Source organism: Kitasatospora sp. SC0581 (genome assembly GCF_048159585.1).
Lineage (GTDB): Bacteria > Actinomycetota > Actinomycetes > Streptomycetales > Streptomycetaceae > Kitasatospora.
This window is the reverse complement of the sequence record NZ_JBLRWA010000012.1, coordinates 59,463-84,847: the sequence shown is the minus strand read 5'-3', so window position 1 is coordinate 84,847 and position 25,385 is coordinate 59,463. Positions and strand designations below refer to the sequence as shown.

17 protein-coding genes, 1 tRNA gene, 1 pseudogene and 1 riboswitch are annotated in these 25,385 nt (G+C 73.7%); of the genes and pseudogenes, 4 read left to right on the top strand and 15 right to left on the bottom strand.

Annotated features, from left to right (window positions below; genetic code table 11):
* Positions 1–107: 107 nt before the first annotated feature.
* On the bottom strand, positions 108–1,940 hold the full coding sequence (locus ACLWS4_RS20120) for a DEAD/DEAH box helicase (RefSeq protein WP_074005029.1): 1,833 nt from the start codon (positions 1,938–1,940) through the stop codon (positions 108–110).
* A gap of 312 nt (positions 1,941–2,252) precedes the next feature.
* On the opposite strand from ACLWS4_RS20120, the gene ACLWS4_RS20115 reads away from it, so the two are divergent.
* Positions 2,253–2,678 carry an SsgA family sporulation/cell division regulator gene (locus ACLWS4_RS20115; protein WP_049654781.1) on the top strand — a complete coding sequence of 142 codons (426 nt, stop codon included), beginning with the start codon at positions 2,253–2,255 and terminating at the stop codon, positions 2,676–2,678.
* 145 nt (positions 2,679–2,823) lie between these two features.
* On the opposite strand, the gene ACLWS4_RS20110 is transcribed toward ACLWS4_RS20115, so the two are convergent.
* The 3 genes from ACLWS4_RS20110 to ACLWS4_RS20100 are packed head-to-tail and all read right to left on the bottom strand — an operon-like array spanning position 2,824 to position 7,366.
* Positions 2,824–5,436, bottom strand: a complete 2,613-nt coding sequence (locus ACLWS4_RS20110; protein WP_147409113.1) for a rhomboid family intramembrane serine protease — start codon at positions 5,434–5,436, stop codon at positions 2,824–2,826.
* On the bottom strand, positions 5,403–6,728 hold the full coding sequence (locus tag ACLWS4_RS20105; protein ID WP_380740342.1) for an alpha/beta hydrolase: 1,326 nt from the start codon (positions 6,726–6,728) through the stop codon (positions 5,403–5,405). The genes ACLWS4_RS20110 and ACLWS4_RS20105 overlap by 34 nt, the downstream gene beginning before the upstream one ends.
* On the bottom strand, positions 6,725–7,366 hold the full coding sequence (locus ACLWS4_RS20100; RefSeq protein ID WP_049656930.1) for a class F sortase: 642 nt from the start codon (positions 7,364–7,366) through the stop codon (positions 6,725–6,727). Before ACLWS4_RS20100 ends, ACLWS4_RS20105 begins: the two co-directional genes overlap by 4 nt.
* A 405-nt stretch (positions 7,367–7,771) precedes the next feature.
* Here ACLWS4_RS20100 and ACLWS4_RS20095 point away from each other — a divergent pair, with 405 nt between their 5' ends.
* A complete protein-coding gene (locus tag ACLWS4_RS20095) occupies positions 7,772–9,061 on the top strand; it encodes a hypothetical protein (RefSeq protein ID WP_416874815.1) in 1,290 nt (429 codons plus the stop codon).
* Between the two features lie 3 nt (positions 9,062–9,064).
* On the opposite strand, the gene ACLWS4_RS20090 is transcribed toward ACLWS4_RS20095, so the two are convergent.
* Together ACLWS4_RS20090 and ACLWS4_RS20085 are read right to left on the bottom strand one after the other, a co-directional pair.
* Complete coding sequence (locus ACLWS4_RS20090) at positions 9,065–10,504, bottom strand: MFS transporter (protein ID WP_380775127.1); 1,440 nt, start codon at positions 10,502–10,504, stop codon at positions 9,065–9,067.
* 94 nt (positions 10,505–10,598) lie between these two features.
* Complete coding sequence (locus ACLWS4_RS20085; RefSeq protein WP_049656934.1) at positions 10,599–10,913, bottom strand: DMT family transporter; 315 nt, start codon at positions 10,911–10,913, stop codon at positions 10,599–10,601.
* Positions 10,914–10,957: 44 nt separating this feature from the next.
* A riboswitch (guanidine-III (ykkC-III) riboswitch) is annotated at positions 10,958–11,023 on the bottom strand.
* Positions 11,024–11,107: 84 nt separating this feature from the next.
* Here ACLWS4_RS20085 and ACLWS4_RS20080 point away from each other — a divergent pair.
* Positions 11,108–11,179, top strand: a tRNA-Cys gene (locus ACLWS4_RS20080).
* Between the two features lie 96 nt (positions 11,180–11,275).
* Here ACLWS4_RS20080 and ACLWS4_RS20075 read toward each other — a convergent pair.
* The 6 genes and pseudogenes from ACLWS4_RS20075 to ACLWS4_RS20050 form a co-directional block, all read right to left on the bottom strand.
* Entirely contained in the window at positions 11,276–13,603 is a 2,328-nt protein-coding gene (locus tag ACLWS4_RS20075; RefSeq protein WP_079272634.1) for a xanthine dehydrogenase family protein molybdopterin-binding subunit, read from the bottom strand.
* A 745-nt stretch (positions 13,604–14,348) separates the two neighbouring features.
* Positions 14,349–14,805 (bottom strand): annotated as a pseudogene (locus tag ACLWS4_RS20070) ((2Fe-2S)-binding protein); the annotation flags it as partial.
* Between the two features lie 71 nt (positions 14,806–14,876).
* Positions 14,877–15,743, bottom strand: a complete 867-nt coding sequence (locus tag ACLWS4_RS20065) for an FAD binding domain-containing protein (protein ID WP_049659370.1) — start codon at positions 15,741–15,743, stop codon at positions 14,877–14,879.
* Positions 15,744–16,100: 357 nt separating this feature from the next.
* A complete protein-coding gene (locus ACLWS4_RS20060) occupies positions 16,101–17,711 on the bottom strand; it encodes a beta-N-acetylhexosaminidase (protein ID WP_416874814.1) in 1,611 nt (536 codons plus the stop codon).
* Positions 17,712–17,802: 91 nt separating this feature from the next.
* Positions 17,803–18,081, bottom strand: a complete 279-nt coding sequence (locus ACLWS4_RS20055; protein ID WP_049653451.1) for a DUF3039 domain-containing protein — start codon at positions 18,079–18,081, stop codon at positions 17,803–17,805.
* Between the two features lie 63 nt (positions 18,082–18,144).
* Complete coding sequence (locus ACLWS4_RS20050) at positions 18,145–18,729, bottom strand: YqgE/AlgH family protein (RefSeq protein ID WP_049653449.1); 585 nt, start codon at positions 18,727–18,729, stop codon at positions 18,145–18,147.
* 300 nt (positions 18,730–19,029) lie between these two features.
* On the opposite strand from ACLWS4_RS20050, the gene murA reads away from it, so the two are divergent.
* Positions 19,030–20,370, top strand: a complete 1,341-nt coding sequence (gene murA, locus ACLWS4_RS20045; RefSeq protein ID WP_049653446.1) for a UDP-N-acetylglucosamine 1-carboxyvinyltransferase — start codon at positions 19,030–19,032, stop codon at positions 20,368–20,370.
* Positions 20,371–20,445: 75 nt separating this feature from the next.
* On the opposite strand, the gene ACLWS4_RS20040 is transcribed toward murA, so the two are convergent.
* The 3 genes from ACLWS4_RS20040 to ACLWS4_RS20030 form a co-directional block, all read right to left on the bottom strand.
* A complete protein-coding gene (locus ACLWS4_RS20040; RefSeq protein ID WP_030242980.1) occupies positions 20,446–20,730 on the bottom strand; it encodes an HU family DNA-binding protein in 285 nt (94 codons plus the stop codon).
* A gap of 508 nt (positions 20,731–21,238) precedes the next feature.
* A complete protein-coding gene (locus tag ACLWS4_RS20035; protein ID WP_049653443.1) occupies positions 21,239–22,711 on the bottom strand; it encodes an NAD-dependent malic enzyme in 1,473 nt (490 codons plus the stop codon).
* A gap of 361 nt (positions 22,712–23,072) precedes the next feature.
* Positions 23,073–25,376 (bottom strand): HelD family protein, encoded by a 2,304-nt coding sequence (locus ACLWS4_RS20030; RefSeq protein WP_380745343.1) that lies wholly within the window; start codon positions 25,374–25,376, stop codon positions 23,073–23,075.
* Positions 25,377–25,385: the final 9 nt, after the last annotated feature.

Sequence of the window (25,385 nt, the reverse complement as noted above, 5' to 3'; positions counted from 1 at the left end):
CGATTCGCCGGGTGCGTCGGGCTCCGGACGCGCCCCCGGTCCGGTGACCGGACGCGCCGCCCTTCGAAGCCCCTCCGCCGACAGGCCCCGCCGGGCCGCCGCCCGGACTAGTTGGCCCACTCCCGGATCTTCACGATCCGCGCCTTGAGCTGGTTGGCGGTGGCCTGCGCGGTGAGCGGCCCGCCGCACTGGCGGCGCAGCTCGTTGTGGATGGTGCCGTGCGGCTGGTTGGTGCGGTGGTGCCAGGCGGCCACCAGCGCGTTCAGCTCCTTGCGCAGCTCCCGCAGCTCCTGGTGGGTGACCACCGGCCGCTGCTCGGCCGGCAGCTCCAGCAGGTCGGCCTCCTCGGCGGGCTTGGTCTTGCTGCGCTGGATCTGCCGGTGCTGGCGCTTCTGGAGCAGCATCTGCACCTGGTCCGGCTCCAGCAGGCCCGGGATGCCGAGGTAGTCCTCCTCCTCCTCGCTCCCCGGGTGGGCCTGCATGCCGAACTCCATGGCGTTGTACAGGACCCGGTCGAAGACCGCCTCGGAGCCCAGCGCCTCGTAGGAGAACTCGTCGCCGCCCGCGCCGTCCGGCCCGTCGTTGGCCCGCTCGGCCTCGGCGAGCAGCCGGTCCTCCTCGTCGAAGAGGCCGTCGCCCTCCTTCTTCGGCCGGTCCAGCACGTGGTCGCGCTGGAGCTCCATCTCGTTGGCGAAGCCCAGCAGCATCGGGATGGTCGGCAGGAACACCGAGGCCGTCTCGCCGCGCTTGCGGGCGCGCACGAAGCGGCCGACGGCCTGGGCGAAGAACAGCGGGGTGGAGATCGAGGTGGCGTAGACCCCGACGCACAGCCGGGGCACGTCGACGCCCTCGGACACCATGCGGACGGCGACCATCCAGCGCGAGGTCCCCTCCGCGTAGTCGGAGATCCGCTTGGAGGCCTCGGTCTCGTCGGAGAGGACCAGGGTGACCTTCTCGCCGCTGATCTCGCGCAGCATCTTGGCGTAGGCGCGGGCCACGTTCTGGTCGGTGGCGATGACCAGTCCGCCGGCGTCCGGGATCGCCTTGCGGACCTCGGTGAGGCGCCGGTCGGCGGCCTGGAGGACGGAGGGGATCCACTCGCCCTGCGGGGACAGCGCGGTGCGCCAGGCCTGGGCGATCAGGTCCTTGGTCATCGGCTCGCCGAGCCGGGCCTCCAGCTCGTCGCCGGACTTGGTGCGCCAGCGCATGTTGCCGCTGTAGCTGAGGAAGATCACCGGGCGGACGACGTGGTCGGCGAGCGCGTGCCCGTAGCCGTAGGTGTAGTCGGCGATGGACTTGCGGATGCCGTCGCTGCCCGCGTCGTAGGCCACGAACGGGATCGGGTTGGTGTCGGAGCGGAACGGCGTACCGGTCAGCGCCAGTCGGCGGGTGGCCGGTTCGAAGGCCTCGAAGCAGGCCTCGCCCCAGGACTTGGAGTCACCGGCGTGGTGGATCTCGTCCATGATCACGAGGGTCTTGCGGGCCTCGGTCCGGTTGCGGTGCAGCATCGGGTTGACCCCGACGCCCGCGTAGGTGACCACGATGCCGTGGTAGTCCCGGGAGAGCGGCCCGGAGGAGTACGCCGGGTCCAGCCGGATGCCTATCCGCGCGGCGGCCTCGGCCCACTGCTTCTTCAGGTGCTCGGTCGGTGCGACGACCGTCACCTGCTGCACCAGGTGGTTGTGCAGCAGGTACGAGGCCAGGGTGAGCGCGAAGGTGGTCTTGCCTGCGCCCGGGGTGGCGACCGCGAGGAAGTCGCGCGGCTGGGTCTCGATGTACTTGTCCAGCGCGCCCTGCTGCCAGGCCCGCAGCTTGCCGGCGGTGCCCCAGGGGGCGCGGCCGGGGAAGGCCGGGGAGAGGTGGTGCGAACCGGCGGGCGCGGCGTGGCCGACGGATCGGACGGGCGCCTGCGGCTCCGGTACGTCGGAGAACAGCGGCATCGAGGAGGCGGCGGCAGTACTCACGGTCTCCGAGGGGGATCATCGCAGGTCAGAGGCGGTTTTGCGGCCTCACCCCGCGGTCGGGCGGCAATCGGACAACCCGCCCAGCGTACCGGGTCCGGCGCCGTTCGGGCCTCCAGGCGGCGCTCCGCGCCGGGCCCGCGCGGCCGGAAATCGATGTGACCCGGATCACACCGATTGCCTCGTGGAACCCGGTAAGCACCACCGGTCCCGGGACTCTCACCAGGGTGAGGCCGCAGCAACCCTCACTGCTGTCACGCAGCCTCGCACCGAACCGAAGGGACCCCGCCCGTGCGCACCGTCGAAGAGACCGTCCAGGCCCGCCTGATCCTCTCCTCCCACCGCTCCGTCCGGCTGCGGGTGGGGCTCTCCTACCTGCCGGAGGACCCGCTGGCCGTCCGGATGGCCTTCCCCGCCGAGTTCTCGCTGGACGACCCGGCCGAGCGCCGGGGCTCCGAGGACATCGTCTGGGTCTTCGCGCGCCAGCTGCTCTCGGCCGGTCTGGAGCTGCCGTCCGGCGCCGGGGACGTCCACGTCCGGCCCGCGGTCGGCCGGCGCACCATGGTCGAGCTGCGGGCGCCCGAGGGCACCGCGCTGCTCCAGTTCGACGCCGCCGACCTGCGCCGCTTCCTGTGGCGCAGCCGGCTGGTCGTCCCGGAGGGCGAGGAGCACCTGCACCTGGACGCCGACCGCGCGCTCGCCCAGCTGCTCGGCTGACGGGGGCGCCGGCCCGCGGGAGCGCCCCCCGTGCTTCCGGGCCGTGACGCGCCCGCCCGCGTGGTGAACCGTCCGTCCGCGTCCGTCGCGCGGCGACCCGGGTCCGGGGCCCGGGAAGCCCGTACGGTCGCGCCCCCTGGGCGGGTCAGCCCGAGAGCTTGCGCATCAGCCGGACGCCCTGGGCCGCGGTCAGGTGCGGCAGGTACGCCTTGCCGATCGCCCTGGTGATGCCGGGCAGTGCGGCCGGGTCGGGGTACGCCATGTACATCGGCCGGTACTCCGGCTGGAACTTCGCCTTGAACGCCAGCAGCGAGCGGAAGCCGTACACCGGCTCCAGCACCTTGCCCATCCAGTCCAGCATCCGCTGCAGGCCGGTGGGCTCCTCGTCCTGCCCGGTCCGGGCCAGCGGCGCGCCCGACAGCGACAGGAAGCGCGCGCCCTCCTCCTTGAAGCCGAGCGCCGCCGAGGCGATCAGGAACTCGCTGACGCCGCGGAAGCCGTCCGAGCGCCGGCGCATGAAGTCCAGCGTCCAGCCGACCGGCACGCCGTTCTCGTACACCGGCATCCAGCTGGTCAGCCCGTGCACCACCCGCTGCTCGTCCACCGCGATCAGCACCCGCACGTCCGGGTCGTCCAGCTCCTCCAGCCCGCCGAGCGTGAAGCCCATCTCCGGCAGGCCCTTCTCGGAGACCCACTCCTCGGAGATCGCCCGGATCTGCTCCCGCAGCGCGAGCGGCGCCTCGTGGTACGCCCACCACTCCGCGGAGATGCCCTGCTTGCCGGCCTTGTTGAGGGCGGTGCGGATGTCCTGCCACTTGCGGCCGGTGAAGGCCAGCTCGGGCAGCGGCACCACGGTGTCCTCGGCGACCTGCACCGAGCGCCAGCCGAGCTGCGCGGTGGCGGCCCTGGTCTCGCCGCAGACGCTGTAGAAGCACGGCGTCCAGCCGCGCGCGTCGCAGTACCGGGCGAAGCCGGCCACCGCCCGGGCCCGGTCCTCCGGCGCGCCGAACGGGTCGCCGGTGGTCAGCGCGACGGTGCCCACCACCCGGTAGGCGACGGCCGCCCGGCCGCCCTCGTCGAACCAGTAGTGGTTGCCGTCCCAGGTGGCGATGAACGAGAGCGTCCCGCCGCCGTGCTCGGCCAGCAGCGCCCGCGCGCGGGCGGCCGCCGCCGCGTCGGTGTGCAGCACCGGCCGGCGGAAGACCGACAGCAGCACGGCCAGCGCGACCGCCCAGAACGCCAGCCCGCAGTACGTCTCCAGGAAGCGCGCCACCGGCCCGACCGCGATCGGGTAGTCCGGCAGCAGGTCGTTGTACGCGGGCGGCAGGAACTGGGCCGGCAGCCCGGCCACCAGCCGGCGGGCGGACGCCCCCGGCTCGAACTCCCCGGCCACCAGCCGCCCGACCCCCACGTAGGTGGCCGCGGAGGCGAGCGCCGCGCCGCCGAGCACCAGGGCCAGCCGGCGCACCGAGCGGCCGGACAGCCGCAGCAGGAACCGCTTGCGGGTGGCCACCAGCAGCGCGGTGGTCAGCAGCGGCAGCAGCAGCGCCTCGACGAAGTACTGCACCACGTCCCGGCTGACCGGCCCGGCGTCCAGGTAGAGCCAGCACAGCAGCGCCGCCCAGAGCAGCTCGGTGGCCACGGTGACCAGCCAGGCGAACCGCAGCCCCCGGCGCAGCCCCTCGGCGAGCACCAGCAGCAGCGCCGGGATCAGCGCGGCCATCATCCGGCCCGGGGTGTCGAAGATCCGGACGACGGCGTGCGCCCGGGCGCAGTCGTGCGCCGACTGCGCGCAGAAGTCGGCCACCTCGTCCGGGCTGAGCCGGTGCGAGAAGTACAGCTCGGAGAAGGTGTTGAACGGCCCGCTGGCGTTGTCGTACAGCGAGGCGAGCAGCGGCCCGAAGGCGGCCGCGACCAGGCAGAGCGCCACCAGCACCCGGGTCTCCGAGTGCGAGGAGCGGTGCGTGCGCAGGTGCGGGCGGCCCCGGCTGACCAGCGCGCCCAGGCCGAGCCCGGCCAGCGCGGCGGCGCACCGCTGGACGCTCTGCAGGTGGCCCACGTACAGCGTCATCACCAGCGGGACGAGCAGCACCAGCAGGTGCAGCCGGCGGCGCCAGAGCACGGTGAGCCGGTACCCGAGGACCCCGGCCAGCGCGAACACGCCGACGCCGGGGCCGACCGAGATCTGGTCGGCCACCGAGGCGGTCCACTGCTCCCCCGCCGAGGAGCCGAACGCGACCAGCCCGGTGCCCAGCAGGGTGCCGACCACCTGCCCGCCGACCAGCACCGCGAGGGTGCGCAGCCGCCCGAGCCGGTGCTCGGCGGCCGGGCCGACCAGGAGCAGCAGCAGGCTGGTGAACACGTACGAGCCGCGGCCCGAGCACCAGAACATCGAGGTGACCGGCGTCCACCAGTGGCCCTCGGCCAGCGTGGACAGGCCGATGCCGGCCCGCTCCAGCAGCCGGTCCGACGGGCCGTGGCCCAGGCTGCGGGTGGCCGCGCCGAGCAGCCAGAGCCCGGCCAGCAGGGCCAGCGTCAGCGGCGCCGAGCGCAGCCTGGCGCCGAGCACCCCGGCCGCCCGCCGGACCTTCTGCGGGCGCGGCTCCGGCGTCCGGGTGACCGGCGCCCGGTCGGCCCGGTCGGTGCCGCGCTCGGCCGAGCGCTCCGCGTCCGGCCCCGGCCCGCGCTGCTCGCCGACGGTGGCCAGCGCCGTCCCCGCCCCGGTCACCGGGTCAGCCCGGTCTGCTGGGCGAGCCACGGGAGCTGCTGGGCGATGCCGGGCCGGAAGACGACCCAGCCGTGGCCGCCCGGCATCAGTTCGAACTTGGACTTCATTCCGGCCGCCTGCGCGGCCTGGTAGACCTTCTCCATCTGCGGTCTGAACTCCTCGTCGGTCTCGCCGACGACCAACGCGACGTTGGTGTCCGGGAACTTCTTGCGGGCCATCACCTGGAGCGGATCGACCGCGTCGAACTTCTTCTCGTCACCACCGAAGGCGGCCTTGACGGTCTGTTCCCGACTGCCCAGGGTCGGTTCCTCCTGCCCGGACATGTCGAGGACGGTGCCGTACACGTCGGAGGCGTTGACGCCGAGCTGGAGGGCGCAGGTTCCACCCATCGAGGCGCCCCCGATCGCCCAGGACTTCCGGCCGGCCGCCGTCTGGAGATGCTGGTGCACCCACTCGGGGACGTCCACCGCCAGGTAGGTCTGGGTCTTGGCGATCTTGGAGTCGAGGCAGAGCGTGTTGGCCCAGGTGGAGCCGAGCTGGTCGGGCATCACCACGATCGGCGCGAGGCCGCCGTGGTCCGCGGCGTAGGCGTCCAGCGCCTCGTTGATCTGCGCGGAGAGCACCCAGTCCCCCGGGACGCCGGGCTGACCGGTGATCATCACGACCACCGGGAGCAGCGGCCGCGGGGTGGCCTGGTAGGCGGGCGGGAGGTAGACGTACGCGTCGCGGGCCTTGAAGCCCGACTTGGTGCCGGGGATCGGCACCACCGACACGGTGCCCTTCTCGGGCAGGTCCGCCGGGGGCTGCCAGACCTCCTCCAGCGTCCTGCCCGGCGGGGCGGCCACGGTCTGGCCCGCCTTGTCGGCGACCAGCCCGTCGGTCTTGGTCAGCCACGGCGCGAGCATCACGCGCCCGCTCGGGAACTGGCCGAAGCCGATGTTCACCTCGGAGGAGGCCATCAGCACCACCAGGCCGCACAGGCCCAGCGCGAGCCCCCGCCGCCGCCAGGTGAGCCGGCGCATCCGGTAGCCGGCCAGGCAGAGCCCGGTCAGGGCGATGGCTATCCACCAGGTGACGTACTTGGGCGTGCCCTCCGGGAAGGGGTGCCACCAGCCGTCGACCACGACGTCCAGCAGCCAGCTGAGCGCCGCGGCGGTGATCAGGGCGGCGGGCAGGCGGACCCGCCACCAGCTCCGGCCGCGGCCGACGGCGAGCGCGATCAGCGCCGCCCAGCCGGCCGCCAGCACGGCGTGCGGGATCAGGCCCTCGGTGAGCGGCCAGTCGATCGGGTTCCAGCGGGAGGCAAGGGTCAGCGTGCTCATGCGGCTTTGCCCGGCGGGGTGGTGTCGGCCAGGAAGCCGTAGGCGACGACGTTGCCGTCGTAGCCGTGCTCCTCGCTGTACGAGCCGCCGCAGGTGATCACCCGCAGCTGCGCGTCAGTGGCCTGACGGTAGACCCGATCGTCCGGGAAGTCCTTTCGGTCGTGCACTTCGATGGCGTAGAGCTGGTAGACGGCGGTGGCGCCGTCCGCCCGGGCGATCTCGATCCGGTCCCCCCGACGGAGCGCGCCCAGATGATAGAAGACCGCGGGGCCGGTCTTGTTGTCGACGTGTCCCGCCAGGATCGCGGTACCGCGCTGGCCGGGGCTGGCCCCGCCCCGGTACCAGCCCGCCAGGTTGCGGTCCGCCTCGGGCGGGGTCTGCAGGTGGCCGTCCGCGTCCAGTCCGAGCGCGGTGACCGGGGCGTCCAGGCGCACCGCCGGGATGCGGATCCGGGTCGGCGCGGACGGGCCCAGCGGAGGGACGACCGAGACCGGCGTGATCCCGGCCTGGGCCTGGCCGGCCCCCGGCGCGGGCGGCAGCGACGGGCCTCCGTCGTGCACGAGCCAGGCACCGAGCACCAGCGCGGCACCCGCCGCCAGGGTGCCCGGCCAGGGCCCCCTGCTCTGCTGGACGCCCACGGGCGCTCCCCTCTGCCGACGGAACCCCGCTTCCTGGGAGTTTCCTGGGAAACAATTCAACCGGAACGGACTGTAAGGCACGTCCATACGACGGTCGTACCGGCACCCGCCGATCGGCAGGGCTGACGCCCTCTTTCGTGCGCCCCGTGGGCACCCGGTCGCGGAGCGCGACGGCCGCCCCCCGCATACGATCGCCGCAGGAACACTCCCGACACGAGCTACCGACGGTTCTACGGACCCGATCGGTTGCGGCGTTCGGGCGATCGCTCCGGACGACGCGCTGCGCCTCTCCGACCGGCCCCGCCCCCGTGCCATGCTGACCCGGCCACGGGTTGTATCACCCACTTGTCCGACCGGACTCCGCACTCCCGCACGCCGCCCCACCGCCCCACGAACGGAGTGACCATGGAAGCCCTCTCACGCCGCACCCTGCTGGCGGCGGGCGCCGCCACCGCCGCCACCCTGGCGGCCGGCTGCGGCAGCGACCACGCCACCGGCGGAGTGCGGGTGCCCGGAGCCGTCGTCCCGGCCACCGGCACGGCCGACGAGCGGGGCGACACCCCCGCCCCGGCCCCGGCCCCCAAGCCGCAGGCCGTCCTGATCGGCGACGGCTCCACCTCGGACACCGGCGCCCAGCCGCACCAGCCGGTCCCCGACCGGCTGCAGCCCGGCCAGCGCCCGCCGCAGTTCGTGGTCTTCTCCTGGGACGGCGCCGGCGAGCTCGACAACGGCCTGTTCGCCCGCTTCCGCCGGCTGGCGCAGGAGCACGACGCGAAGATGACCTTCTTCCTCAGCGGCCTCTACCTGCTGCCGGAGTCCAAGAAGGACCTCTACCGCCCGCCGCAGCACAGGGCCGGCGCCTCCGACATCGGCTACCTGAGCGACCAGCACATCCGCGACACCCTGGAGAACGTGCACGCGGCCTGGCTGGAGGGCCACGAGATCGGGACCCACTTCAACGGCCACTTCTGCGGCTCCACCGGCGTCGGCAAATGGTCCCCCGAGGAGTGGGACAGCGAGATCCAGCAGGCGATGGACTTCGTGACGAACTGGCGCACCAACACCGGCTTCACCGACCTGCCGGCGCTGCCCTTCGACTACCGCAAGGAGCTGATCGGCAGCCGCACCCCCTGTCTGGAGGGCCAGCGCAACCTGCTGCCCACCGCGGTCAAGCGCGGCTGGCGCTACGACAGCAGCGGCAACGGCACCCAGGTGTGGCCGCAGAAGATCCAGGGCGGCGCCCTGTGGGACCTCCCGCTGCAGTCCATCCCGTTCCCCGGGCACACCTTCCAGGTGCTCTCGATGGACTACAACATCATGTACAACCAGTGCGGCCCCAACACCAAGGCCGACCCGGCGCTCCACCCCGGCTTCCAGACCCAGGCCCGCGACGCCTACCTGATGGGCTTCGACCGCACCTACAACGGCAACCGGGCGCCGTACGTCATCGGCAACCACTTCGAGGAGTGGAACGGCGGCATCTACATGAACGCCGTCGAGGACGTCCTCCGGACCATCGCGGGCAAGCCGGAGGTCCGGCTGGTCTCCTTCCGGCAGCTGGTCGACTGGCTGGACGCCCAGGACCCGGCGGTGCTGCGCAAGCTCCAGACCCTCGCCCCGGGCCAGGCCCCGGCCGGCGGCTGGGAGGCCTTCCTCGGCGCCCCGGCGGGGGCCGGAGCCCCCGCCGGGTCCTGACCGTCAGGCCTTCGCCCGCACCCGGCCGGCCAGCAGCGCGCCGAGCAGCGCCACCCCGGCCATCGACAGCAGGATCACCGCGAACGCGCCGGGCGAGCCGGCCGCCCCGCCGCCCTCGTGGGCGGCGGCGAGCGAGCCGCCGCCCAGCGCCGCGAACAGCACCCCGGCCATCCCGGTCAGCAGCACGTTGCCCAGCGCGTCGCTCATTTGCAGGGCGGCCGAGTTGGCCCCGGCGTCCTCCGGCGTGGAGAGCTTCATCATCAGCACGCTGACGCTCGCGATCGCCATCCCCATCCCGATGCCGCCGACGCCCCAGGCCACCGACGCGACCCAGGCCGGCACCGCCGGGAACAGCACCAGCGCGGCGCCCCCGATCGCCACCGCGGTCAGCAGCAGGCCGCCCCGGATCATCGCCTCGCGGTAGCGCTCCGCCCCGGGCCGGCCCTGGAGCCAGGAGCCGACCGCCCAGGTGAGGCCGCCGCTGGTCAGGGTCAGGCCGGCCAGCGTCGGCGAGAGGTCCCGCTGGGTGGTCATCATCAGCGGGACGAAGGCCTCGGCGCCGAGGAACGCCCCGGCCGCCATCCCGCGCAGCAGGATCACCGCCGGCAGCCCCCGCCCGGCCCGCAGGGTCCCGGTCGGCAGCAGCCCCAGGACCGCCGGCACCAGCAGCGCCGCCCCGGCGATCCCCGGGAGCAGCCCGATCAGGTCGCGCCGCTGGCCCGCGTACTGCAGCAGGCCGGCGCCGACCGCCGCCATCGCGGCCAGCAGGGTGCGACGGCGGTCGAAGGCCGCGCCCCGGACCACCGGGCGCTCCCGCTCCGAGCGGGCCAGCGCCGGGCCCATCACGGCCAGCGGCAGCAGGATCAGCGCCGGCACGGCCAGGAACACCCAGCGCCAGCCCAGGTGCTGGGTGACGGCCCCGGAGACCAGCGGGCCGACGATCGAGGGCAGCACCCAGGCGGAGGAGAAGGCCGCGAACACCGCGGGCCGCAGCCGCTCCGGGTAGGCCCGGCCGACGACCACGTACAGCGCGACGATCACCAGCCCGCCGCCCAGGCCCTGGATCGCCCGGCCGGCCACGAACACCCACATCCCGGGCGCCGTCCCGGCCACCACCAGCCCCACGCCGAACACCGCGATGCCGCTGAACAGCGGCCTCAGCGGGCCGCTCCGGTCGCACCACTGGCCGGAGACGACCAGGGCGAACAGGGTGGTGGTGAAGTAGCCGGAGAAGGCGAAGGCGTACAGCCCGAGCCCGTTCAGCTGGCGGGCCGCGGTCGGCATCGCGGTGTTGACGGCCGTCGCCTCGAAGGCGATCACCAGGACCACCGAGACGATCCCCAGGGTCAGCGCGCGGTAGCGGCCGCCGAGCACCCCGCCACCGGGGTCGTCGTCGAGGGGTATCGGAACAGGGTCGACCGAGGTGGGGGAGGCAGTGGTCATACGTAACATCGTAAGAGCCGTCCGCCCCGATGACCCCTGACCCCGGTCGGTGATCGACTCCGCCCCGGGACCTACGCCGCGGGCCCGCCGGGGCTCAGTGCAGCACCTTGAGGCCCACCACGCCGGAGACGATCAGCAGCAGGCAGCCGATCCGGGCCATGGTCACCGCGTCCCCCAGGACGGCCATGCCGTAGACCGCGGTGCCGACCGCGCCGATGCCGACCCAGACCGCGTAGCCGGTGCCGATCGGAATGGTGCGCATCGCGTACGCCAGCCCGCCCATGCTGAACAGCAGGGCCACGCCGAAGACGAGGCTGGGAACGAGGCGGGTGAAGCCCTTGGACGATTCCAGGGCGACCGCCCAGACGGTTTCGAGGAAACCCGAGAGGATCAGAACGAGCCAAGCCATGACGGTGGTGCCTCCGCAGTCCACAGCGGCCGGATTGCCGCTGAACTGCGCCGTCTTGTCGTCACCGGGTACGACGCGCTCGTCCGGGGTGGCGGAAATGCCGCCACCGGTCTCCGACGGTAGCACACACTGCCATACAGAATTTACAAAGGAGCGTTGACCGCTCTCCCCGGATCGGCCACTATGAATTCACTGGCCGTGTGCCCGAGTGGCTTAGGGAACCGTCTGCAAAGCGGTACACGCGGGTTCGATCCCCGCCATGGCCTCGTGGAGAAAGGAATTGCCGGTCGACCCGGAAAAGTCGGCCGGCAATTCCTTTCCGCTGTTTGCACCGCTTTCCGTCGCCTTTCCGAACCGGCCGGTCAGGCGGTGACGGCGTCCTCCGCCCGGATCGGCAGCCGGCCGACCGGCAGGCCGGTGGCGGCGCGCACCGCCGCGGCCACGGCCGCCGGGGCGACCACCGCGGGGACGGCGCCGACCGCCTTGGCGCCGAACGGGGCCACCACGTCGCGCTCCTCCAGCAGCGCGGCGATCCGCACCTCCGGGGTGTCCAGCGCGGTGGGCAGCCGGTAGCCGGTGAGCGAGGGGTTCTGCAGCACCCCGCCCTCCGTCCGCAGGTCCTCCAGCAGCGCCAGGCCGACGCCCTGGGCCACCCCCGCCTCGATCCGGTCCTCGATCTGGCGCGGGTTCAGCGCCCGGCCGACGTCCTGGGCGACGGTCATCTCGACCACCCGGACGGCGCCCAGCTCGATGTCCACGTCCACCACCGCGCGCATCGCGCAGAACGAGATGGAGACGAAGGCGTCGCCCTGCCCGGACTCGTCCAGCGGCTCGGTGGGGTGCGGGCGGCACTGCGCGGTCGCCCACAGCTCCTTGCCCTCCAGCGCCTCGGCGACCGGCATGCCGAGCACCCCGTCGTACGAGGTGATCTTGCCGTCGGCGATCTGGAGCAGCTCCGCCGACATCCCGAAGTTCGCCGCGATCGGCTGCAGCAGCTGGTGGCGGACCATCAGCGCGGCCCGCTCGACGGCGCCGCCGGAGACCCAGGTGTGCCGGCCGCGGGCGGACGGCCCGGCGATCGACTGGTCGCTGTCGGCCGGCGCGATGTAGACCTCGCTGACGCCCAGCACGGTCTGCACGATCTGCCGGGCCAGCGTGGCGAAGCCCTGCCCGGCGTCGACCGCCGCGCAGATCACCGTCGCGTGGTCGCCGCTGACCCGCACCGTCGCGGTGGAGACCTCGTCCTCGCCCTCGGCGCCCAGCATGTGCACCATGCCGACGGCGTAGCCGATGCCGCGCCGCACCGCCGCCGGGTCGCCCGCGCCGCCGGGCCCGCCGGGCAGCAGCCACTCGGCGTCCGGGTCGTCCACCGGCAGGGCCGGCAGCGGCTCGGCCGCGACCGCGTCCAGCAGGGCGCGCACCGGCGCCGGGCAGGTGACGGCCTGTCCGGTGGGCAGCGGGTCGCCGGTGGACATCGCGTTGCGGCGGCGGATCTCCACCGGGTCCACGCCGATCCGGGCGGCCAGCTGGTCCAGCTGGGACTCGTACGCGAAACAGGCCTGCAGGGCGCCCTCGCCGCGCATCCGGCCGGCCGGCGGGTTGTTGGTGCGCACCGCCCAGGCGTCCACGAAGACGTTCGGGCAGACGTACGGACCGGCCGAGAAGGCCGTCGCGGCGGCCAGCGCCTCGGCGGAGACGTCCGCGTAGGCGCCGCCGTCCAGCAGGATCTGCGCCTCGACCTTCACCAGCGTGCCCTCGGCGTCGGCGTGGTGGCGGTAGCGCAGCAGCGCGGGGTGGCGCGAGGTGTGGGTGTGGAAGGACTCCTCGCGGGTGAGCGTCATCTTCACCGGGCGGCCGGTGCGCAACGCCAGCAGGGCCAGGGTGACCTGGAACGAGAGGTCCTCGCGGTCGGTGGTGGCGCCGGGCACGCCGGTGGCCACCAGCCGGACCCGGTCCGGCTCCAGGCCGAGGCAGGCGGCGGTGCGGTCGCGGTCGCCGTGCGGGTCGGTGGAGGACAAGTGCAGTTCGACGCCGCCGTCCGGGCGCGGCACGGCCAGCCCGGCCTCGGCGCCGAGCGGGGCCGGGTCCTGCCGGCCGACCTGGTAGAGGCCCTCCACGATGATCTCGCCGACCGCGTCCGGGTCCCCGGTGCGCAGCGGCAGGTGGCGGAACAGGTTGCCGTCGGGGTGCAGCGGCGGCGCGGTGAAGGACTGCTCCGGGTCGGTGACGGCCTCCAGCGGCTCGTAGTCGACCGCGATCAGGCCGACCGCCAGCCGGGCGGTGTCCGGGTGGTCGGCGGCCACCGCGGCGATCGGCTCGCCGTGGTGGCGCACCACGCCGGCGGCCAGCACCGGCCGGTCGGAGACGATCGGCCCGGCCGGGGCGCCGTCGGGGGTGCCGTCCGGGCCGGGCGGCAGGTCGGCGGCGGTGACCACGGCGTGCACCCCGGGCAGCGCCAGCGCGGCCGAGGTGTCGATGCCGCGGATCCGGGCGTGCGGGTGCGGCGAGCGCAGCACCGCGCCCCACAGCAGGCCCTCGGCCCACAGGTCGGCCGCGTACGGGTAGATGCCGAGCGCCTTCGGCAGCGCGTCGCCGCGCAGCGGGGAGCTGCCCAGGCCGATCGGCTCCGGTGCGCCGCCCTCGCCGCCGTCCTGCTGGAGTGCTGCGCCGATGTCGGTAGGCGACGTCATGATGCGTGGTCGTCCTCGGGGAGCCGGATGCCGTGGGCGGGGGTGGCCCCGTACGGGACACCGGCCGGGGCGCCGCCCTCGGCCGGGGCACCGTGCGGGTGCGGAGCGGGGTACGGGGTGCCGTGCGGCGGGGTGCCGTCGTAAACGGTGCCGGGCAGCGGGGTGCCGTGCGCGGGGATGGGCTCGTAGACCGGGGCGTCGTACCCGGTGTCGTAGCCGTTCTGCTGCTGGTGGCCGTCCGGGTAGGGCAGGTAGGTGCCGTGCGCGGGGGTGGCCTGGTAGGGCTGCTCGGGGTAGCCCTGCGGCGGGTAGTACACCTGCTCGTCGGCGGCCTGGGCGGGGATGGCGTCCCGGATCGGGGCCAGCACGGTGGTGTCGTACACGCCGGTGTCGTAGCCGCCCTGGGGGTCGCCGTACGGCACTCCGGCCGGGGCCGGCCCGACGCCCGGCTGCCCGACGGCGTGCTGCGGGACGGCGTGCTGATCGACGGGCTGCTGCGGGACGGGCTGCTGCTCGACGGCCTGCTGCGGGACGTGCTCGATCCAGTCCCCGGCGTCGGCGTAGACCGGCGGCTCGACGGCCTGCCCGGGCTCGACCGGCGCCTCCGCCGGCCGTGCGGCGGGCGGCTCGGCGACGGGCTCGGCGACCGGCTCGGCCGGCGCCTCGGCGACGGGCCCGGCGGCGGCCTGCGCGGCGGCGGCCTCGGCGGCCTCCTCCGCCTGCTCGGCCTCCAGCGCGCGGGCGTCCGCGACGGTCTGGACGGCGGCCAGCACGCCCCGGTAGCCGGTGCAGCGGCAGAGGTTGCCGCACAGGGCCTGACGGGCCTCCACCTCGGTGGGCCGGTGGTTGCGTTGGAGCAGGTCGTGCACCGCCATCGCCATGCCGGGGGTGCAGTAGCCGCACTGGACGGCGCCGGAGGCGGCCAGCGCCTGCTGGACGGCGCTCGCGCCGCCGGCGGCCGACAGGCCCTCGACGGTGTTGATCTCGCTGTCGGCGGCCAGCGCGGCGGGCACCAGGCAGCCGGCCACCAGCTGGCCGTCCACCTGCACCGAGCAGGCCCCGCACTCGCCCTGCTCGCAGCCGTCCTTGGCGCCGGCCAGGCCGAGCCGCTCGCGCAGCACGTAGAGCAGGCTCTCGCCGATCCAGGCGTCGGTGACGGGCCGTTCGAAACCGTTGACCCGCAGCGTGTACGAGGCGCACGGGCGCAGCTCGCGGCTGACCTGCGGGGAGAGGCCGAGCGGGTCGGCGTCGAGGGTCTCGATGGGGTCTGTGGTCACTTCAGCACCCTTCCCAGCGCCCGTCGGGCCAGCACCGATACGGTACGCCGCAGCCGAACGGCGGCCGCTGTCGGCCCCTCGGTCACGGCCTCCCAGGCGCCCTCGGCGCCGTAGTCGTCGGGGACGCAGGCGGCGGCCACGTACTCGCCGAAGGCGGCGGTCGCGGCCGGGTCGATCTCCCGGCTGCCGTCCCAGTCGATGCAGCCGGCGACCCAGGCCTCGGCTTCCAGCGGGCGCAGCGGCACCGGCGCGACGGCCCCGACGGCGCAGCGCACCGAGCGCCTGGCCGGGTCGAGGACGAGGGCGACGGAGGCGGTGGCGCGGGCCGGGCCGCTGCGGCCGGTGGCCTTGAGGAAGACCTGCGGGGCGTGCAGCAGCGGGACGCGCACCCAGGTGAGCAGTTCGCCGGGGCGCACCGGGTCGAGTCCGGTGAGCAGGTGACTGACCGGCACCTCGCGGGTGCCCCCGGCCCGGGTCAGGGTGACGCCGGCCTCCAGCGCGGTGAGCACCGGGAGGGTGTCGCCGGCCGGGGCGGCGGTGACGATGTTCCCGCCGAGGGTGCCGACGTTGCGGACCTGCGGCGGGCCGGCGGTGCGGGCGGCGTCGGCGAGCGCGGGGATGAGCGCGGCGAAGTCGGGGCGGTCCATCCGGGCGTGGGTGAGTCCGGCGCCGAGTACGGCGGTGCCGCCGTCCTCGTAGCGCCAGCCCCGCAGTTCGGTGATCCGGCCGAGGCCGACCAGGGCGGCGGGGCGCAACCGGCCGGCGTTGACGGCCTCCATCAGGTCGGTAGCTCCGGCCACCGGTACCGCGGCCGGAGCGGCGGCCAGCGCGTCGACGGCCTCGTCGAGGGAGGCCGGCAGCATGATCGTCCGGTTCACCTGGGTCCCACCGTGCTCCACTTGCTCATCGATCGCCTGCCGCCCGCCGGCCTGCGGCCGTGCCGTCCTGCGTCAGCAGCCCGGCCTGGCCCGTAGGGTACGGGCGATCGGGCCGGGTTGGGCAACTCTGGCACACAATGCTCGATGATCATTTCGGGGCCGGTGAACGGGGCTGCCCGATTGGGACCGATACCGGGCGGTATCTGCCCCGACCCGCTCCGGGCCAGGGCAGATGTTCATCAGTTCTTGACGTCCGATGACCGCTCAGAAGTTCCCGGTCAGCACGACCGGGGCGTGTCACGGGGGTCCCGGCGGCCCCGGAAAGGGCCCCCGGGACACGCCCTAACGGACCGGCGGCGGGCCCTCGATCGGCCGGCCGGCCGGGGCGGGCCAGCGCTGCCACGGGTGCGGCCCGTCGGCCGGGCGGTACTCGACGCCGAGCGCCTCCAGCGCCTTCAGGTGGGTCGTCAGCCGCCGCTCGAAACCGGCGAAGTCCCGCTCGGCCGGCTCGGCGGGCAGCGCGGACCAGGCGACCTCGGCGAAGGCGACCAGCCGGGGGAAGGCCCGGTAGTCGATGTCCCGGGCGCTGTCCATGAACTCGCTCCACAGGTTGGCCTGGGTGCCGATCACGTGCCGGGCGGCGGCCTCGTCCAGCTGCTTCGGGACGGGCTCGAACCGGTAGACGTCCTCCAGCGTGCGCACGAAGCCGACCGGGATCGGCTCGTCCGGCCCGTCCGCCTGCCGGTGGTCGAAGTAGACGTGCTGCTCGGGGCACATCACCACGTCGTGCCCGGCCTTCGCGGCGGCGATCCCGCCGCCGAAGCCGCGCCAGGAGGAGACCGCGGCGCCGGGCGCGAGCCCGCCCTCCAGGATCTCGTCCCAGCCGATCAGCCGGCGGCCGCGCTCGGCGAGCCAGCGGTCGAAGTGCCGGATCAGGTGGCTCTGCAGTTCGTCCTCGTTGGCCAGGCCCAGCTCGCGGATCCGCGCCTGCGCGGCGGCGCTGTCCTTCCACTGCTCCTTGGGGCACTCGTCGCCGCCGAGGTGGACGAACTCGGACGGGAAGAGCTCCAGGACCTCCTCCAGCACGCCCTCGAAGAAGCGCAGGGTCTCCTCGGAGGCGTTGAGCACGTTGTGGCTCACCCCCCAGTCGGTCCACACCCCGAGCGCGGCGGTGTCCACCACGTCGGTGTTGCCCAGCTCGGGGTAGGCGGCGACGGCGGCCTGGGTGTGGCCGGGCAGGTCGATCTCCGGGACGACGGTGATCCCGCGGGCGGCCGCGTAGGCGACGATCTCGCGCAGGTCGTCCTGGGTGTAGAAGCCGCCGTGCGGGCGGTCGTCGCGGCGCTGTCCGGCCCGGTACCCGACCATCGAGCGGTCCCGCCAGGAACCGCGCGCGGTCAGCCTCGGGTAGCGCTTGATCTCGACCCGCCACCCCTGGTCGTCGGTCAGGTGCAGGTGCAGCACGTTGAGCTTGTGCGCGGCCAGCAGGTCGACGAAGCGCAGCACGTCCGCCTTGGGCAGGAAGTGCCGGGCGACGTCGAGCAGCGCGCCGCGCCAGCCGAACCGGGGGGCGTCCTCGATGTCGGCGCCGGGCAGCACCCAGCCCTCGTGGCGCAGCGGCGAGCGACGGTAGGCGTCCGGCCCGAGCAGCTGCCGCAGGGTCTGCGCGCCCCACAGCGCGCCGGCCGGGCCGCCCGCGGCGAGCAGGGCGTGGCCGGGGCGCACCGTGATCCGGTACGCCTCGGCGGCGAGCGTCCCGTCCTGGACCAGCTCGATGCCCGCGCCCGGCCGGCCCGGGCCGAGCGGCAGCCCGGTGGCGGCGGACAGCGTGGCCCGCAGCCAGCGCTCGGCGTCGGCCAGCGCGGGGGGTGCGGTCAGCGTGGTGGCGGCGTCGAGCGGATAGTCCTCGTCCGGGTGGCGGGCGGCACTCGAAGGTGCGGGAATGAGGTCCATTCCGACATCCTGCCCACGCCCCGACGATTGGCATAGACCACCAGGGGAACCCTGGTGCTATGCAAAACGGCGTTGTGCGGGGCGCCGCGGACTACTTCTTGTCGCCGTCGCCGCCCTGCGGCTTGCCGATGCCGTCGTAGATCTCCTTGCACATCGGGCAGACCGGGTACTTCTTCGGGTCGCGACCGGGCACCCACACCTTGCCGCAGAGCGCCACCACGGGGGACCCCGAGAGCGCGCTCTCCATGATCTTGTCCTTCTGGACGTAGTGCGCGAAGCGCTCGTGGTCGCCGTCCCCGTGGGACACCTGCGGGACGGGCTCGACCAGGGTGCCGGTGCCGAGGCCGCGCTCGGGCTCAAGAGTGCTCATGGGTGCCAAGTCTATGGGCGCCTCCGGAAACCCGGCCAGTGTCGCGGCTCCGGGCCGGTCGGCTCAGTTCATCGTCGGGTCGTCCGGGTAGGTCGCCAGCAGGGCGAGCGGGCCGCGCTGGCGGCGCAGCACCGAGCGCCACAGCCGCTCCGGCTCGGGGCTGGAGACGTCCCCCGGCTCGCAGTCCACCAGGTACCAGGCGCCGCTCTCCAGCTCCGCCTCCAGCTGACCGGGCGACCACCCGGCGTACCCGGCGAAGATCCGCAGGCTGCCCAGTTCGCCGGCCAGCACCTCGGGCGGCGCCTCCAGGTCCACCAGGCCGATCGCGCCGTGCACCCGGCGCCAGCCGAGCGGCTCGCCGGTGCCCGGCTCCCCCGGCGCCACCGCGAGGCCGAGCGCCGAGTCCAGCGCCACCGGGCCGCCCTGGAAGACCACGGCCGGCTGTCCGACGAGTCTGTTCCAGCCGTCCAGCACACTGCCCACCTCGACCGGCGTCGGCCGGTTCAGGACCACGCCGAGCGCCCCCTCGACGTCGTGGTCGAGGAGCAGCACCACCGCCCGCGCGAAGTTCGGGTCGGTGAGCAGGGGCGTCGCGACGAGCAGACGGCCGGTGTGGGACCGGCCTCCGTGCGAATGGGCCGCCGTCATGCCCACATGATCCCGCAGAACCGCACCGCTCGGACACCGCAACGCCCGGAAACGGCCACGCCCACGAACACCCGTACGGCCGTACCGGGGGGCGGGCCCGGGCCCGGAGAGAGCACCATCACGGGAGAGGCTCACGGGAACCAACGGCACGCCTACTACCATCTACGTCTGGTGGACGCCTTTATACGGTGCCGACTCGGTTTCGCCGGGGGCCCGAACGCGCCCGTACGACCGGTCCACCACCGGCTCTCTCCCGGAGCCCTCCCCCCGACTCCTCTGGCACCCCGGATTGCGAGAACGATGACCGACGACGTCCTGCTGGTCCACGGCGGAAACCCGCTCGAAGGCGAGATCCGCGTCCGCGGAGCGAAGAACCTGGTGCCCAAGGCCATGGTCGCCGCCCTCCTCGGGCAGGGCCCCAGCAGACTGCGCAACGTCCCGGACATCCGCGACGTCAAGGTGGTCCGCGGCCTGCTGCAGCTGCACGGCGTGACCGTGCGCACCGGTGACGAGGACGGCGAGCTGATCCTCGACCCCTCGCACGTCGAGAGCGCCAACGTCGCGGACATCGACGCGCACGCCGGCTCCTCGCGGATCCCGATCCTGTTCTGCGGCCCGCTGCTGCACCGCCTCGGCCACGCCTTCATCCCCGGCCTGGGCGGCTGCGACATCGGCGGCCGCCCGGTCGACTTCCACTTCGAGGTGCTGCGCCAGTTCGGCGCCAGCATCGAGAAGCACCCGCAGGGCACCTACCTGGTGGCCCCGCAGCGGCTGCGCGGCACCAAGATCGAGCTGCCCTACCCCTCGGTCGGCGCGACCGAGCAGGTGCTGCTCACGGCGGTGCTCGCCGAGGGCGTCACCGAGCTGCGCAACGCGGCCATCGAGCCGGAGATCGTCGACCTGATCTGCGTGCTGCAGAAGATGGGCGCGATCATCACCCTGGGCACCGACCGGACGATCCTGATCACCGGTGTGGACGAGCTGAACGGCTACAACCACCGCGCGCTGCCGGACCGCCTGGAGGCCGCCTCCTGGGCCTGCGCGGCGCTGGCGACCAAGGGCGACATCTACGTCCGCGGCGCCCGCCAGCTGGAGATGATGACCTTCCTGAACACCTTCCGGAAGGTCGGCGGCGCCTTCGAGGTGGACGACGAGGGCATCCGCTTCTGGCACCCCGGCGGCGAGCTCAAGGCGATCGCCCTGGAGACCGACGTGCACCCGGGCTTCCAGACCGACTGGCAGCAGCCGCTGGTGGTCGCGCTGACCCAGGCCACCGGCCTGTCCATCGTCCACGAGACGGTGTACGAGTCGCGGCTCGGCTTCACTGGCGCGCTGAACCAGATGGGCGCGCACATCCAGCTCTACCGCGAGTGCCTGGGCGGCACCCCGTGCCGCTTCGGGGCCCGCAACTTCCTGCACTCCGCGGTCGTCTCCGGCCCGTCCAAGCTGATCGGCTCCGAGCTGGTCATCCCGGACCTGCGCGGCGGCTTCTCGTACCTGATCGCGGCGCTGGCGGCCGAGGGCACCTCGACCGTGCACGGCATCGACCTGATCAACCGCGGCTACGAGAACTTCATGGACAAGCTGCGCGACCTGGGCGCCCACGTCGAGCTGCCCAGCGAGCAGCTGGTCGACGCCTGACGGTCCGAGCACACAACGGCGAGAGGCCGGGCTCCCCAGTGGGGAGCCCGGCCTCTCGGGCGTTCAAGGGGTGGCTCAGGCAGCGCCCTTGGCGGCTTCCTTCAGCTTGGAGCCGGCGCTCACCTTGGCGCTGTAACCCGCGGCGATCTGGATCGGCTCGCCGGTCTGCGGGTTGCGGGCGGTGCGGGCAGCGCGGTGGGTGCGCTCGAAGGTCAGGAAACCGGGAATGGTGACCTTCTCGTCGCCCTTGGCGACGACCTCGCCGACGATCTCGGCGAAGGCGGCCAGAACGGCGTCGGCGTCCTTGCGGGTCACCTCGGCGCGCTCGGACAGCGCGGCCACCAGCTCACTGCGGTTCATGTGTACTCCTGTGGTCTGTTCGCTTGCGGTGCGCGGGGGCCCATCGGTGCTCCCACCGGGGGGCACCCGGATAGGCCGCAGGTCCGCACACTGTGCTCATGCAGGCAATGCGTGGTCGCAGGCCGGGTCCGTACCCGATGCCGCGCGCCGGAGCCGTCGAAGGCCCGCCCGCCCGCCTGGGTACGAATCCTGCCCCGACCGGCCCCGAGAAAGCCAATCGGGCCCCGGCCGAGCCACCCGAACATCGCCCGCCCGTCGGAGGTGTGACGCTCCGTCGGCTCCGGCGGACCGGACCCGGGCGGCGGTCGGGACGACACGCCGGAAGACCAGGGGGACGTTCCGTACTTGTCGGACACGCCTGCCCCGTGCAGGGCTACGGTACGCCCTACGACTGACAAGCCCAAACACGCCCCTCGCCCTTGTGTCGCAAGGGTTCGGGGCGAGCTGGGCGGGTATGACCGCTATTCGCACATTTGAGCGATCTGCGACACGTCGCCCGAGCCGTCCGTCAGAGCTTGACGGTGGGGAACGCGGCGGTGTCGAGGGTGCCCACGATGCCGGGGGTCGGACGGGCCGGCGCGCGGTCCTCCTGGGCCCCCGCCAGGGCCGCCTCGCGCACCGCGGAGGCGACGGTCTTGGCCACGTCCTTGTGGAACACGCTCGGGATGATGTAGTTCGCGTTCAGCTCGTCGTCGGCCACGGTGGTGGCCAGCGCCCGGGCGGCGGCGATCATCATCTCGGTGTTGACGGTGCGGCTCTGGGCGTCCAGCAGGCCGCGGAAGACACCCGGGAAGACCAACACGTTGTTGATCTGGTTCGGGAAGTCGCTGCGGCCGGTGGCGACCACGGCGGCGGTCTGCCGGGCGATGGCCGGGTCGACCTCCGGGTCCGGGTTGGCCAGCGCGAAGACGATCGAGTCCTCGGCCATGGTGGCCAGGTCGTCGCCGTCCAGGACGTTCGGGGCCGAGACGCCGATGAAGACGTCGGCGCCCGCCACGGCCTCCTTGAGGCTGCCGGTGCGGCCCGAGCGGTTGGTGTGCTCGGCGATCCAGCGCAGGTTCTCGTTGAGGTCCCCGCGGCCCAGGTGGACCACGCCGTGCACGTCCGCCACGGTGGCGTGCTCGACGCCGGCCGCCATCAGCAGCTTGAGGATCGCGGTGCCGGCGGCGCCGGCGCCCGACATCACCACGCGGATGTCGCCGATCCGCTTGCCGACCACCTTCAGCGCGTTGGTGAGGGCGGCCAGCACCACGATCGCGGTGCCGTGCTGGTCGTCGTGGAAGACCGGGATGTCCAGGGCCTCGCGCAGCCGGGCCTCGATCTCGAAGCAGCGCGGCGCGGAGATGTCCTCCAGGTTGATCCCGGCGAAGCCCGGGGCGATCGCCTTGACGATGGCGACGATCTCGTCGGTGTCCTGGGTGTCCAGGCAGATCGGCCAGGCGTCGATCCCGGCGAAGCGCTTGAACAGGGCCGCCTTGCCCTCCATGACGGGCAGCGCGGCCTCCGGGCCGATGTTGCCCAGGCCCAGCACCGCGGAGCCGTCGGTGACCACGGCGACGCTGTTGCGCTTGATGGTCAGGCGGCGGGCGTCCTCGGGGTTCTCCGCGATCGCCATGCAGACCCGGGCGACACCCGGGGTGTAGATCATGCTGAGGTCGTCACGGTTGCGGATCGGCAGCTTGGAGGACATCTCGATCTTGCCGCCGAGGTGCATCAGGAAGGTGCGGTCCGAGACCTTGCCGATCGACACGCCGTCGATCGTGCGCAGCTTCTCGACGATCTCCTCGCCGTGCGCGACCGAGGCCGCCGCCACCGTGACGTCGATCCGCAGCGCCTCCAGCCCGGAGGCGGTGACGTCGAGACCGGTCACCGATCCGCCGGAGGACTCCACGGCCGTGGTGATCGCGCTGACGGCGTTGCCCCGGGCCGGGACCTCCAGCCGTACCGTGATCGAGTTGGAGACACTGGGCACCGTCGCCATCGACGCTTCCTTCTTCCGTCTGTCCCGCAGGCTCAACATTTTGTTGAAGGCATCGCCTGCGCATGCTAGACGTCGATCGTCGCACCTTCCAAGGGGTAGCCAGAAATAACGTTCATTGAGTGTGCGGACCCGACAATCCCACCCGATGGCCGTCCGGCTCCCGCCGCTCGCTCCTTGCCTCTCCCGGCCGATGCGTTACATTGGACGGGACACCGGCTCGATCCAAGCCCCCGGGCCCAACCTTCGTCCCTTCGAGGGACCACTTGCCGCGAGGCGAGCATGGCGGGTCGGTGTCGTAAACGTCTGAAGGCCCCTCACCACCCGGTGAGGGGCCTTCTTCCGTCGGATCCCGTAGGGTCCGTCAGCCGTGCAGCAGCGCGGGCACGCCGGCCGCGTCCGGCAGGTCGTCCGGACCGGAGAGCACGGTCAGCCGCTGGGTCGCGCGGGTCAGCGCCACGTACAGCACCCGCAGGCCGGCCTCCGACTCGCCGGCGATGCCGGTCGGGTCGGCCACCACGGTCGCGTCGTACTCCAGGCCCTTGGCCTCCAGGCTGCCCAGCACCACCACGCGCCCGCCCAGGCCCTCGGCCCAGCCGGCCGCCTCGCCCCGGCGGTCCATCGGCACCACGAGCGCCACGGTGCCGTCCACCTCGGCCAGCAGCCGCTCCAGCTCGGCCCGGGCGGCCTTGCCGAAGGCCTCCGGCGCGGGGTCGGTGGTGGCCGCGAAGCGCGGCTCCACGCCGACGTGGCGCACCGCGCTCGGCGACGGGGTGCCCGGCGCGGCCAGCGCCAGCACCTTGGCCGCCACCTCGGCGATCTCGGCCGGGTTGCGGTAGTTCACGGTCAGCATGAAGCGGCGGCGCGGCTTGCCGGAGAGCACCTCGTCCAGCGCGGCCTGGGCCTCCTGCGGGAACGGCCAGGAGGACTGCGCCGGGTCCCCGACGATCGTCCAGGTGGCCATCCGGGCCCGGCGGCCGATCATCCGCCACTGCATCGGGGTGAGGTCCTGCGCCTCGTCCACGATGATGTGCGCGTACTCCGTGCGCTCGACCGGCTGGCGGTCGCGCTGGCGGGCGCTGCGGTCGGCGAAGGTGGTGACCTCGTCCAGGCCGCTCAGCAGGTCCACCGCGTCCACCTCGCGGACCTTCGGGCGGGCCGGCTCGCCGAGCAGCACCTGGAGCTCGTCGATCAGCGCGACGTCGTGCGCGGACAGCGCGCCCTCGCCCCGCCCGGACAGGTGGCGCCAGGAGGCCGCCAGCAGCCTGGCCTCGTCCGGGGTGACGGCCCGGCGGGCGATCCGGTTGGTGTGCCGGTGCTGGCGCAGCGTGGCGAGCACCCGGCGCGGGGTCAGCGCCGGCCACCAGGCGTCCAGGAAGTCCAGGAACGACGCCTCGTCCGAGACGTACTCGTCGAAGGACTCCTTCTCCTCCTGGCGCTGCTCGCGGGCGTAGTGGTCGGCGGGCTTCGGCAGGTCCCTGGTGGCCTGCTGCCACAGGGCGTCCAGCAGCAGCCGGCGGGCGCGCGGGCGCAGCAGGTTCAGCGGGGTGCCGCCGGAGCCCACCACGTTGCCGCGCACGGCCTTCAGCCGGGAGGCGTCCAGCTTCAGCACCTCGCCCCGGGCGACCACCTTGAGCTCCTGCGGCGCGCCCAGCTCCAGCGCCGCGCGGGCGGCCCGGCGCAGCAGCTGGACCATCCTGGCCGAGCCCTTGACCCGGGCCGCCTCGGGCGTGTCGTAGGTGTCCGCCTCGATGCCGTCCACCAGCGAGCCGACCGCCCGGATGGCGACCTGGCCCTCCTCGCCCAGCGCGGGCAGCACGCCCTCGGTGTACGAGACCAGCAGCGCGGTCGGCGAGACCACCAGGATGCCCCCGGCGTAGCGGCGGCGGTCCTGGTAGAGCAGGTAGGCGGCCCGGTGCAGGGCGACGGCGGTCTTGCCGGTGCCGGGGCCGCCGGTGACCAGGGTGGCGCCCGCGGCGGCGGCGCGGATCACCTCGTCCTGCTCCTTCTGGATGGAGGAGACGATGTCGCGCATCGAGTGGCTGCGGGCGCGGCCCAGCGAGGCCATCAGCGCGCCGTCGCCGACCACCGCCAGCTCCTCGCCGTCCAGGGTCGGGGTGAGGTCGGGGCGCAGCAGGTCGTCCTCGACGCCGATCACCTTGCGGCCTTTGGAGCGGATCACCCGGCGGCGGATCACCCGGCCCGGTTCGACCGGGGTGGCGCGGTAGAAGGGGGCGGCGGCGGGCGCGCGCCAGTCGATCACTAGTGGGCCGTACTCGGCGTCCAGCACGCCCAGTCGGCCGATGTGGAGGGTCTCGGCGACGGCCGGGTCGGCCGGGTCGAGCGGAGTGTTCGACGGGATGCCGTGCTCCTCCGGGGCGTCGGCCCGCTGGAGGTCGATCCGGCCGAACAGGAAGTCCTCGAACTCGTTGTTCAGACGCTGGAGGTGGGCGCCGGCCCGGTAGACCTGGGCGTCGCGTTCGGCGAGCGCGCCGGGGGTGCCGACCTGGACCCGCTTGGCGGCGTCCTCCAGGATGTACTCGGCCTCGGCGAGCTTCTCCTCCAACCGGTGGTAGACGGTGTCGAGGTGCTGCTGCTCACCGGCGATCTCGCGTGCGCGGACGGTCTCGTGGTCGGTGGCGGGGGTGGTGGGCGTGTTGCTCTGCATGGCCTCGGT

What these genes read in the sequence shown, in the direction of transcription:
- ACLWS4_RS20085 (WP_049656934.1), bottom strand. Translation starts at nt 10,913, where the DNA reads ATGGCTTGGCTCGTTCTGATCCTCTCGGGTTTCCTCGAAACCGTCTGG.
- ACLWS4_RS20095 (WP_416874815.1), top strand. Translation starts at nt 7,772, where the DNA reads ATGGAAGCCCTCTCACGCCGCACCCTGCTGGCGGCGGGCGCCGCCACC.
- ACLWS4_RS20050 (WP_049653449.1), bottom strand. Translation starts at nt 18,729, where the DNA reads ATGACGGCGGCCCATTCGCACGGAGGCCGGTCCCACACCGGCCGTCTG.
- ACLWS4_RS20035 (WP_049653443.1), bottom strand. Translation starts at nt 22,711, where the DNA reads ATGGCGACGGTGCCCAGTGTCTCCAACTCGATCACGGTACGGCTGGAG.
- ACLWS4_RS20075 (WP_079272634.1), bottom strand. Translation starts at nt 13,603, where the DNA reads ATGACGTCGCCTACCGACATCGGCGCAGCACTCCAGCAGGACGGCGGC.
- ACLWS4_RS20105 (WP_380740342.1), bottom strand. Translation starts at nt 6,728, where the DNA reads ATGAGCACGCTGACCCTTGCCTCCCGCTGGAACCCGATCGACTGGCCG.
- ACLWS4_RS20120 (WP_074005029.1), bottom strand. Translation starts at nt 1,940, where the DNA reads ATGCCGCTGTTCTCCGACGTACCGGAGCCGCAGGCGCCCGTCCGATCC.
- ACLWS4_RS20065 (WP_049659370.1), bottom strand. Translation starts at nt 15,743, where the DNA reads ATGCTGCCGGCCTCCCTCGACGAGGCCGTCGACGCGCTGGCCGCCGCT.
- ACLWS4_RS20060 (WP_416874814.1), bottom strand. Translation starts at nt 17,711, where the DNA reads ATGGACCTCATTCCCGCACCTTCGAGTGCCGCCCGCCACCCGGACGAG.
- ACLWS4_RS20055 (WP_049653451.1), bottom strand. Translation starts at nt 18,081, where the DNA reads ATGAGCACTCTTGAGCCCGAGCGCGGCCTCGGCACCGGCACCCTGGTC.
- ACLWS4_RS20090 (WP_380775127.1), bottom strand. Translation starts at nt 10,504, where the DNA reads ATGACCACTGCCTCCCCCACCTCGGTCGACCCTGTTCCGATACCCCTC.
- ACLWS4_RS20030 (WP_380745343.1), bottom strand. Translation starts at nt 25,376, where the DNA reads ATGCAGAGCAACACGCCCACCACCCCCGCCACCGACCACGAGACCGTC.
- ACLWS4_RS20040 (WP_030242980.1), bottom strand. Translation starts at nt 20,730, where the DNA reads ATGAACCGCAGTGAGCTGGTGGCCGCGCTGTCCGAGCGCGCCGAGGTG.
- murA (WP_049653446.1), top strand. Translation starts at nt 19,030, where the DNA reads ATGACCGACGACGTCCTGCTGGTCCACGGCGGAAACCCGCTCGAAGGC.